The 10,393-nt window shown below is 40.9% G+C and carries 8 protein-coding genes; 7 read left to right on the forward strand and 1 reads right to left on the reverse strand.

The genetic code is table 11. The annotated features are described in order from the left end of the window. Positions 1-319 precede the first annotated feature (319 nt). From ABKW31_RS21310 to ABKW31_RS21335, 6 genes are all read left to right on the forward strand, one after another. A complete protein-coding gene (locus ABKW31_RS21310) occupies positions 320-781 on the forward strand; it encodes a GNAT family N-acetyltransferase (RefSeq protein ID WP_348618677.1) in 462 nt (153 codons plus the stop codon). Between the two features lie 432 nt (positions 782-1,213). Beyond that, on the forward strand, positions 1,214-1,822 hold the full coding sequence (locus ABKW31_RS21315; RefSeq protein WP_348618678.1) for a hypothetical protein: 609 nt from the start codon (positions 1,214-1,216) through the stop codon (positions 1,820-1,822). A gap of 1 nt (position 1,823) precedes the next feature. Next, positions 1,824-2,051 (forward strand): hypothetical protein, encoded by a 228-nt coding sequence (locus ABKW31_RS21320; RefSeq protein ID WP_348618680.1) that lies wholly within the window; start codon positions 1,824-1,826, stop codon positions 2,049-2,051. Positions 2,052-2,590: 539 nt separating this feature from the next. Beyond that, entirely contained in the window at positions 2,591-2,977 is a 387-nt protein-coding gene (locus tag ABKW31_RS21325; RefSeq protein WP_348618681.1) for a hypothetical protein, read from the forward strand. A gap of 773 nt (positions 2,978-3,750) precedes the next feature. Next, positions 3,751-3,960, forward strand: coding sequence for a hypothetical protein (locus ABKW31_RS21330; RefSeq protein ID WP_348618683.1), 210 nt, complete (start codon positions 3,751-3,753; stop codon positions 3,958-3,960). 200 nt (positions 3,961-4,160) lie between these two features. Then, positions 4,161-6,809, forward strand: a complete 2,649-nt coding sequence (locus ABKW31_RS21335; protein ID WP_348618684.1) for a CHASE domain-containing protein — start codon at positions 4,161-4,163, stop codon at positions 6,807-6,809. 635 nt (positions 6,810-7,444) lie between these two features. On the opposite strand, the gene ABKW31_RS21340 is transcribed toward ABKW31_RS21335, so the two are convergent. Then, positions 7,445-7,957, reverse strand: a complete 513-nt coding sequence (locus ABKW31_RS21340; RefSeq protein WP_348618685.1) for a hypothetical protein — start codon at positions 7,955-7,957, stop codon at positions 7,445-7,447. A 489-nt stretch (positions 7,958-8,446) separates the two neighbouring features. Here ABKW31_RS21340 and ABKW31_RS21345 point away from each other — a divergent pair, with 489 nt between their 5' ends. Next, positions 8,447-9,877 (forward strand): IS1182 family transposase, encoded by a 1,431-nt coding sequence (locus ABKW31_RS21345; RefSeq protein WP_348618686.1) that lies wholly within the window; start codon positions 8,447-8,449, stop codon positions 9,875-9,877. The last annotated feature ends 516 nt before the right edge of the window (positions 9,878-10,393 follow it).

The following is a 10,393-nucleotide window of genomic DNA, read 5'->3' on the forward strand; positions in this document are numbered from 1 at the left end:
GTTGGAGGATTATTTCTCCTACTTTTCCCAACGCAAGCTCGCAAGCTAATTGTCTGGATGGTAAATTTTTGCTCGAAGCTATTTTCGGGTGAAGTTTTAGATCTGGAAAATGCGGTGCGTCTCAGTTATATACGTGTTTTAGGTATCTTAAACTTGTTTATAGGTTTACTGGTCTGGCTTAGATATGTACCAGTCATATAACAAGCCAATGTTGTTCGGCCAACAAGTTGGCCTGGGAAAATTACTCGCTGCCACTTCGTGGCAAAACACTCATAATTTCCCCAAATTGGGGCGTTAGCCGTTCTTTGGAGTTTGGTATTTGAATATTAGAGAAGCATGTCAATCTGACTTAAAAGATATAATTTTGTGTGTTAATTCTGCTTATGAGCATTACATAGAACGTATTGGGGGAAAGCCTGCACCAATGCTCGCTAACTATGAGCAATGTATTAAAGAAAAAATCACTTATGTTCTGGTTGATAAAAGCTTAGGTCTAGTAGGGCTTTTAGTATTAATATTAATTGAATCAAAGAAACAATTATTTATTGAAAATATTACAGTTCATCCAAAAGCTCAGGGAAATGGATATGGTAAATCCTTACTTCAACTTGCAGAGTCTATAGCATTGAGTAAAGGCTTTAAGTTTATTGAATTATATACTCACGAAAAGATGGTTGAGAATATTTCTTTATATCAACACGTTGGTTATTCCATTTCTAATCGTATTGTCGAAGATGGTTTTTCTAGAGTTTATATGAAAAAGAGTCTAATGAACGGCTAACAAGAAAATAAACAAGGACACGTAACAGTTGGCTGCGTTCCACTTCGTTTCACTTTTTAGCCAACCATTACTTAGCCTGTTATTTGGGCGTTAATGTCCGCTTTAGGGTTATAGTCCAATTAAAATCCGAATGTCCCCATCGACTGCAATTGGCACTGAGACGACAGACGGCTTCAAGACCATACCTCACGGTTTAGCCCTTGCCATTCGCTAGTAGTTAACGTTTAATAACGGTAAGTTAAATAAACGGTGACCATCCTACAGAGGACTTTCACCAGGGGCGGCCTCCGCTCATTAGTTCATGCCCATGCTGGGCGTACACAAGCCAATCAACCGGACGCCAACTCGCTGGCTGGAGCTCGTTCCTCGCCATTATAGCCAGCAAGTTTGCGCCGTTTATTAGGGGCGTTAGGCACTACGGAGAACTGAGCATTGAATGAAATAGTGGCTCAACTGGGAGACAAGAAATCTCCTAAGCGCCGTTCTGCTGCAAAGAGATTGCGAAAGCTAAAAGATGTTGATGCAGGCTCGTCTCTATTAGCTGCGCTTGAGATCGAACTTAAAGATCTTCGGACTTGGGAAACTCAGTACCAGATGATCATGGCTATAGGTGAATGTGGTTATAAGCCAGCATTGCCATTTCTGAACGAGCTTACAAAACAAGATTTCGAAGCAACTATGGTTTACGTTGCTATTGGAGATGCAATAGTTAGACTTTCTATCGAGAACGAAAGAGATACTGCTCCAATATTCAAGCTCCTTGATACTGGTAACGAAATGCTTATTGACGGTGCTCTTCGAGCAATGGCTATGCTCAAAATGGTGCCGAGTGATAGTCACATTGAAAAAATCATCAATTACGTTGCCACAAGAGAGTTGAACCAAGGTATTCATTTCTGGGTTGTGGCAGCAGCCCCAGGGTGGTCTGGAGCGAAAGTAGAAGAATACTTAGATTATTGTGCAAAGTCTCCGCGAGAGGAAATCACAAGTGCTGTTAATCTGGCGCGTAAGAATAAGTACAAAAAATGGAGTCCACTGTAAAATGTCTTATTTAGAGAGAAAAGTAATTGTTAAGTCGATTGCATATGCTGCGTTTGCATCAATTGGATTTTTTCTAAGTAACTACTTTTTACCGGTCATTGATCCTTCAAATAGTGAGCTATTTAAATTGAAAGAGTTGATTGGTGCTACCATTATCGGTTTTTTCCTATCATTAACTTTTTTTATTTTGGTGCTAGGAAGCCTTAAGTGGCTGGAACGCAAGCAGTAAGTTTTTAAAGATAGAGTCAACGTTACATGCATAACAAGCCAATAATTCCGACCTCAACTCGCTGCGCTTTTTTGTCGGCATATTGGCGCGTAAGGTGTCGTATCTTTTGAGGTTATTTTCAGTTTTTTATGTACTAGCATCTATATATTCTATCTTTTATGTGATGGTATTTTATGGATTGGGGATTTTGCTAGAGGGAACTTCTTTAGCGAGTGATATTTCAATGTTTGTTTATGTTTTCGGGATGGCATCGCTATGGGTATTGCCTGTTGTACCGATTAGTTACATATTTAGAGCTGTTCGAAATCATGTTAAATTTCAAATAGGCTTTAGACTTGCGGTTTCATGCGTTGTTATTACCTCTATATTCATCGTATGGGGTACTAGCATGGTGTTAATGGCGGCTAGTTCAATCTAAAGGGTATCTAACGAGTACATTATGTTTTTGAGCAAACACCTAACAAAAATTTTGAAGACTGATGTTCGCGAAGAGCGTGCCCACCGCTTAAAATGGCGTTAGCAGCACTAGGAGAGTATTCATGCGCAAATTGACCAGCTTATTTTTTGTATTCGCTGTAATTTCATGCTCTACCACTACGGTCCCAAAAGTTGCAGCGCCAGATTCAAATAAGCTGATAGGCATATGGCGAGTCGATCTTCGCCCAACCCCAGGCGCTGAGGAATACTTCCAAGAGTTTGTAGTTACATCAATCGATGGAAAGACCTTTCAGGGCTCTTTCTATGGCTCACCTATTTCACAAGGACGAATCAACACTGACTGGTCTGCAGTTCGTATTGCCTTTGTGACCGAGGATAGGTCTGGGCCTTACAATCATTCTGCTGTGTTGAAAAATGATAAGTTGGAAGGCTTAACTAATTCTACTGGACGCGATTTTTTATCTTATTGGTCAGCAAAAAAACACTAATATGTGACCCAACAATTCGTTCAGGTAAATCCCGCATGGCTGAGGAGATGCTTAACTCAAGCGTTAGTGTCTGCTTTGCAGTAACTTGAGAGGGTAACCAAATCAGTGGTGAAGGTCTGCAATTGGCACATAGCGCCTATTCAAACATGATCTAACTCTTGAAATTTTAATTATAAAATTGTGTACGGTCAGAATTTCCCTAATCTCTGCTAACTAAATGAATACCTTTTTCGCCTGGAAAAACTATTTCTATAGTAATTATGAATCTTGATTACTGATTTGTAGAAGGATAGCGAATTTATCTATATTAGGGCCAAGAATAAATAATTTGACCTTTTGACAGATAAAAATACAATGGAAAAGTGGAACAAAAGTGGCACAGAATTGATTTGTTTTCAGGTAAGTTATTGATTTTAAATAGTTTTATCTTTAAAAATGGTGGCCCAACCCTGACTTGAACAGGGGGCCTGCCGATTATGAGGTAAGGAGAGAGTCCTGAATTTACCGGCCAAGCTCATGAAAAGTAACGCTTTTTTCCGGTACCAAATCCCCTTGGTTGCATAACCGAAGCTATACCGAACTTTTTGGGTTTTCATAATCGTCAGCTCGCCGTAAGTGGAAGAAAATTAACGAGTTAACCTGACCGAACTCCGAACTTTTTCCGAACTGAACCTTTAAAAGTGCCTGTTCTGGTGGGTGGGGTGGGGCAGCGAAAACTGAAAAGCTGGAATTCTGTGAACGCGGAAAAAGTAGCTGTTGGTCTATCCTCAAACATGCCAAACCTTACCAACATTTTCAACTCGGCCACGCTCGATACGGCCTATTCATGGTTGTGTAAACAACGGCGCAACTTTCCCGCCAATACCGTGATCTGGCATTTGCGTTTTCATTGGTACACGGGTCGACCTTTACTGCTACAAACACTCAACAAGCCGGATTACACCTTCCTGTTGCTGAGTGTGATCAACCAAAGCCGATGGTAAAACCATTCATTTGGAGGCATTACAAGATGGCAGAGGGTAAATAGGAATTTCTCGATGATGGTGTGAGAGTTTCTGGCGACCGGCTCAGGACTGATTTTTAGCTTTGAAGACAGTGTTGATTTAGGTTTTTTTTTAAACATAACGAGCGTATTCTTTTATGGGTCTGGTTTATTTTTTTAATCAACAGTTGTAGGGTGTCAATGTTTAAATATTTGAAATTATCGGCATATCGAATCCCCATTGTCGTGCTTGCTGTTGGTTCTATGCTCTCCTTATTAGTGGGTTTATACCTAGAAAATGAGTCAAGAAAAGATGAGTTAATTGAGTTTTCCTTTGCCAGTGACGAAATTACTCAAAAGATACGAGAAACCCTGGGGACATTTGCTATCACACTCAGAGGTGGGGTTGGTTTGTTTGCGGCATCAGAGTCGATAACGCGAGAGAATTGGAAACAATATTCCGATGTATTAGCACTGCCAGGAGTTCAGGGCTTTGGCTATGCACAGAAAATTGCGCCAGAATTGCTTGCTCAGCATGAAAAAGACGTTCAAGCGCAAGGTTTTCCTGAGTATAAAGTGTATCCGCTGGGCGAAAGAGAAATATATACCTCAATTATCTATCTCGAACCCTTTAGTGACAGAAATTTAAACGCCTTTGGCTACGATATGTTTTCCGATATAACAAGGCGCAAAGCGATGGAACAGGCCAGAGACACGGGTGACGCCGCACTCACCGGCAAAGTTGAATTAGTGCAGGAAGGGAAAGGCAAAGTTCAGGCAGGTCTACTGATGTATGTTCCTGTTTATGCTAAAGGAAATGTCGTTAACAGCATCGAGAAAAGGCGTCAGGCTTTGCAGGGCTGGGTATATAGTCCATATCGCATGGATGATTTAATGGCTGGAGCATTATCCCAATGGATAAATAAACAAGGTTTTAATGTTGATATAAAAATGTTCGATAATGCCGATTACAGTGATAGCTCATTATTATTCAGTTTAAAAGGGGTTGGTAATCTACCACTTAATACTTTTGAGAAACGCGTGATCGACTTTAATGGAAATAGTATCCATCTCTTTTTTGGCAAAAATAGTAGTTCGACTTTTATTACCTCTTTTACTTTCTGGCTTCCTTTTATTGTTGGGTTGGTATGTAGTTTTCTTTTGTTTGGATTATTGCTCTCTCTCAGTAACACGCATAACAAAGTAATAAAAATGGCACAAATATTATCTTTTGAATTGCTAGAAAAAGAAGCCACCCTGCAGGAAAAAGACTTGCGTTGGAAATTAGCGGTAGATGAAGTGGGTGATGGACTTTGGGAGTTGCATGTTAAAACGCACGATTTTGAGATTTCCAAGTTGTACGCCGAGATGCTCGGATACCAAGAAGGGGAATTGCCCTCACATATTGCCGCGTGGGAGGAGATGGTGCACCCAGATGATCGGGACGATGCAAAACTGAGTTTGGAAAAATATGTTAACGGTGAAACGTCGATTTACTCGAACGAATTCAGACTTCTTTGCAAAAATGGTGAATACAAATGGATATTGTGTCGTGGCACTGGAGTTGAACAGGACGAAAACGGAAAAATAGTGCGCCTGATTGGTATCAACTCCGATATTAGTGAGCGTAAGTTAAAGGAATTTGAAGCACTTCAGATGAAGGCTCAACTTGTTCAGGCAACAAAAATGGAGTCGATGGGACACTTAACGGCTGGGATTGCTCATGATTTCAATAACTTGCTCGGTGCAATGGTCGGGAATATCTCATTAGCAAGAAAATTACTAACATCCAGTACAAAAGATGCTGTGGACAAATGTTTGCAAGAAGCACTATTGGCTAGTGACAGAGCGACTTCACTGATTAAACAAATGCTGACCTTTAGTCGTATGCCTTCAGAAGGGGATAGTCAGGAAGCACAATTAGTCCAGGTCGCGCCCGTGGTGAGAGAGGCTGTGTCGTTGTTACGCTCCGTTATTCCTATGACTGTCGAATTAGAATGCACAATAGATCCTGCTTGTGAGGACCTTAAGGTTACAATGGATGCGGTTAATTTGCATCAAATTGTCCTAAACTTAGGGGTAAATGCACGTGATGCGGTGGGAGAGTATGGCAGTATTGCCGTGAATGTGTGCACAGTGCATGAACAACGAGCTATCTGCAGTTCTTGTAGCAACGAATTTTCCGGTGAATGGCTTAAGATGGTTTTTAGTGACAACGGCTCTGGAATAGATAGTTCGGCTATTTCCAAAATATTTGACCCCTTTTATACCAACAAAGCAGTCGGCAAAGGCACGGGGATGGGCCTTTCTGTCGTACATGGTTTAGTGCACTCAAGTAACGGTCATATTTGCGTTAAAACTATGGATAAAAAGGGTACTGAGTTTGCCCTATACTTTCCCCTTGTACATTCAGATGACGATGTTACATCGACGATTACTGAGCAGACTAAGGAAGAACCCATTAGTTTGGCGGGGATCCGTATCATGGTGATTGATGATGAAGTCGCTCTTGCGAGCATGCTACAAAATTACTTGGAGGCCTTTTCTGCTAGTGTTACTATGTTTAATGACCCATCGAGTGCACTGGCAGTATTTAAACAAAATCATAGTAATTTCGATGTGATCATTACTGACGAAACCATGCCCAATATGTCGGGAATGTTGTTGGCCACTAATATGCTTGTTATTGATCCAACAGCCTCGATTATAATGTGCACTGGCTATAGCGAATATGTGACGGTAGATTCGGCAACTAAACTCGGAATTATGGCCTTCTTTTATAAGCCAGTAAATATGACTACTTTGATAAACAAAATACATGCTTTGGGTAAAAAAGATAATCAGCCATAAAGCCCTCGGTTTTCAACTGGACTTGTATCTTTTTTCACTAGATAGTTGCGCTGTTGTTGCGGGATATCGCCTGAGCGCTCAACCCGGACCATGCCACAATTTCAGAATTCCAGTTTTCCGCGCCCCACCAAAAAAGCAAACAAAAAAATAAGCACCGCCACCGGCACACGGCCGGTGAGGGTGGCTGTTTCGCAAAACTCACCGAGAGTGTCCCAGAGTGTCCGAGGGTGACAAAATTTCTGCCGCAGGGTGCCTCGGTCACGGCCCCGAACATTTTTCCCAGAGGTGGTCACAGCGGAGAAATTTGGCAGTTTCGCAAAACGTGGGTGGGGTGGGGCGGCGGAAAACTGAAAAGCTGTGAAAGTGAAAAAAAACAGTCGTAAAGTTTCGAGTTATGATGTTGGCTGTGGATATTTTGAGGTTAGTCAGCGGTATTAATCGCCACCAAAGTTCGTCCAGAATTGACATCTGTTGGGCAGAGTTGTGCCAACAACGGACGCTCACCAAAATAAGATTGAAAACGGATAGTACGGAACCCCCATCACAATCTATTAAATAATCGGAGAATGGTATAAGTTTCATTGGTGTTGAGTTTAACTATAAAGATGGCCCCTATTGGCATCCAATTAGTTGACTTATTTCGTTATCTCAACTTCCTTATAAATTTCAGAAGATACACTGCGTTCCGCTTTTATTAGTTTATCAACATACTCCTGAAAGCCACTTAAGAATAATGCTCTCCGGGTCTTCCAATATAATTTCCATCCAGGAAAATCTTTAATAACTACAATGGACTCAGAAATAGAATCCTTCATTTCTGCATCAAGGGTCCCTTCATTTGTTAAATAGAAATTATTTTGCAGGATAAGCATGACGCCATGAAAATTCATTATGACTTGAAAGCGTTGTTCCTCAGACATAGAACTTGGATTCGCCATAAAATTACGAAACAGGTTGCTATTTTGTTCACTACTCCCCAGATTGGAATACCATTGTGACATCGAGTTAGCAGCAGCTATTGCAGAAGCTGACTTAGTAGCACTTGTGTTTTTTTGCAATTGGGCACCAACAAATACCAGTGACAAAACTATCGCTACAGCGCCAATAATTTCCGCAATTTGCGCGACTTCTGATAGTTTATATTTCACATCTTAGCCTTTTAATGAATTATGAGAGCATAAGCAGAATAAACAACATCCCAGCTCTATTCAACAGGTGTTGATTTTGCTGAGTTGAAAGATGACCAACGAATTGATTGTTGGTGCAGATTTGTGTTGAATGAAATTACGATTTTGGTAAAGCAAATGAGATCTGATAAAAAAATTTCAAAATAGAATACTTTAAGTACATAAACTTCCACCGTTTCCTACAGCAATGAATGAGCAACGACTAGTTTGCAGGTGCTAGGCTTCCCAATCGAAATCTTGTTACATTACTTTTGACTTTGGAAGAACTCGCAAAAGTGGTAATTCGCTCCAAGCCGGCCGTCGCCTGAGTGCCCAGACTGTGTAAAAACTATTGATCACTTTTTGGTCTAAGCACGTGATATTTATGATCAATGAATCTTAGCCACCGATCCAACTTTAAGTCCGAGTTTAGTATAATAAAAGGGTAAGCCAAACCAGAGTATACCTGACATGTCTCACCATATTAAAGGTCAAGCAAGACAGCAATCGACACTCTTCCCAGAAGTAATAGATGACTTTGTTAGTGAAGATAATCCAGTTCGAGTTATCGATATGTTTGTTGACCATCTTGATTTGCTAGACTTAGGTTTTGAAACTGTTAATGCAAAGCTTACTGGCCGCCCAGGCTACCATCCTTCCACTATGCTAAAACTCTACATTTATGGTTACTTAAATCGTATCCAATCATCTCGTCGGCTAGAAAAGGAAAGCCATCGCAACGTTGAATTAATGTGGTTGCTTGAGCGTTTAAAACCTGACTTTAAAACCATCGCGAACTTTAGGAAAGATAACGGCAAGGGGATTAAAAATGTCTGCCGCAAGTTTGTTGAATTGTGCCGTCAGCTCAACATGTTTGATGATTCAGTCTTCGCCATTGATGGCAGTAAGTTTAAGGCAGTTAATAACAAATCTAAGAATTACACCCCCAGTAAAGTCCAATTCCATATTGACCGTGTTGAGAAGAGTATTCAAAAATACTTAAGCCAAATGGACACCAAAGACGACAATGAAAAAGAGACTGATATGACCGTCTCAGCTTCAAAATTAGTCTGGCTTGAACAGCGTTTGATTGAGCTTAAAACACTTGAAGCAGAAGTGAATGCGCATCCAGACAAGCAGATATCACAAACCGACCCTGATGCCCGTTTGATGAAGACACATCACATGGAAAGAAAGGTTTGCTACAACGTGCAAAGCGCTGTAGATACCAAGCACCACTTGATTGTTGATCACGAAATTACCATGACGACCGACAGAGGCCAACTCACCTTAGTGGCAGAGCAAGTCCAAAAAACGTTAGATAAGAAAGACATCACCATTATCGCTGATAAAGGCTATTTTAGTCGCACCGATATCAAGGCCGCACAAGATTTAGGCATGACGGTTAACGTGCCTCAAACTGATACATCAGGCTCAGCCAAAAAAGGTATATTTAACAAATCCTTATTTAAATACGATAAAAACCAAGACCTTTATATTTGTCCGGCTGGGGAGGAATTACCGCATCAACGTAACGCGACAGATAAAGGACTTGAGCTAAAGGTATACGTTAATTTTTACGCTTGCCGTGATTGTAAAATAAGGGATAAATGCACAACGTCTTTAAAAGAGCCAAGGAAAATGAAGCGCTGGGTTCACGAAGATATGATAGACGCCATGCAGCAGCGACTCGACGATAATCCAGACATAGCGGTATTGAGAAAACAAACTGTTGAACACCCATTTGGCACGATTAAAATGTGGATGGGCGCGACACACTTCTTAATGAAGCGTAAAAAGAATGTGAGTATCGAAATGAGCCTGCATGTGTTGGCTTACAACCTGAAACGAATGATGACCATAATGGGAACAACTGGGTTGATGGAAGCTATCAGACAATAAAGGCGCTTAGCCTCAATTTACGCTTTAAAACAGCCTCAGAAAAGGCATATTCATCATTACCGACCCAACTTGAGACGACAAAACTAACATTCAGTGCTAGCCATAATAATCGGCGTTTTAGTCAATTTTCACCTTGAGTACCACACACGAGAAGATTTGGCAGGCGTATTCTGAGTTTTTACACAGTCTGTGCCAATTGCGGTCATTGGGCACTTTTGATAGTAACTTCGGCTTCACGCCCAAAGCGGACTAAACGAATTATTGAATCGAACGGAAAAAATGAGTGAAGCAGACGGTGGGCTAATTAGTTTTTCAACCGTTAATGTCCTTATATTTGCGCTATAAAGTGCCAGCATACCTACAATAAAAAAACACACCTATACTGTATAAAACAACAGTTTTTTGGGTGGGCTATGTCACTTGTAAAGGATGCCAGAAGAGAGGGGACGGTAAAGTATGAACGTCATAAACCAGAGCAAACCCTTCTTTATCAAATTATTGAAAAATATTACCCGC

It is taken from the genome of Paraglaciecola sp. 25GB23A (assembly GCF_040012495.1).
In the GTDB taxonomy this organism is placed as follows: domain Bacteria; phylum Pseudomonadota; class Gammaproteobacteria; order Enterobacterales; family Alteromonadaceae; genus Paraglaciecola.

What these genes read in the sequence shown, in the direction of transcription:
- ABKW31_RS21320 (WP_348618680.1), top strand. Translation starts at nt 1,824, where the DNA reads ATGTCTTATTTAGAGAGAAAAGTAATTGTTAAGTCGATTGCATATGCT.
- ABKW31_RS21325 (WP_348618681.1), top strand. Translation starts at nt 2,591, where the DNA reads ATGCGCAAATTGACCAGCTTATTTTTTGTATTCGCTGTAATTTCATGC.
- ABKW31_RS21330 (WP_348618683.1), top strand. Translation starts at nt 3,751, where the DNA reads ATGCCAAACCTTACCAACATTTTCAACTCGGCCACGCTCGATACGGCC.
- ABKW31_RS21335 (WP_348618684.1), top strand. Translation starts at nt 4,161, where the DNA reads ATGTTTAAATATTTGAAATTATCGGCATATCGAATCCCCATTGTCGTG.
- ABKW31_RS21345 (WP_348618686.1), top strand. Translation starts at nt 8,447, where the DNA reads ATGTCTCACCATATTAAAGGTCAAGCAAGACAGCAATCGACACTCTTC.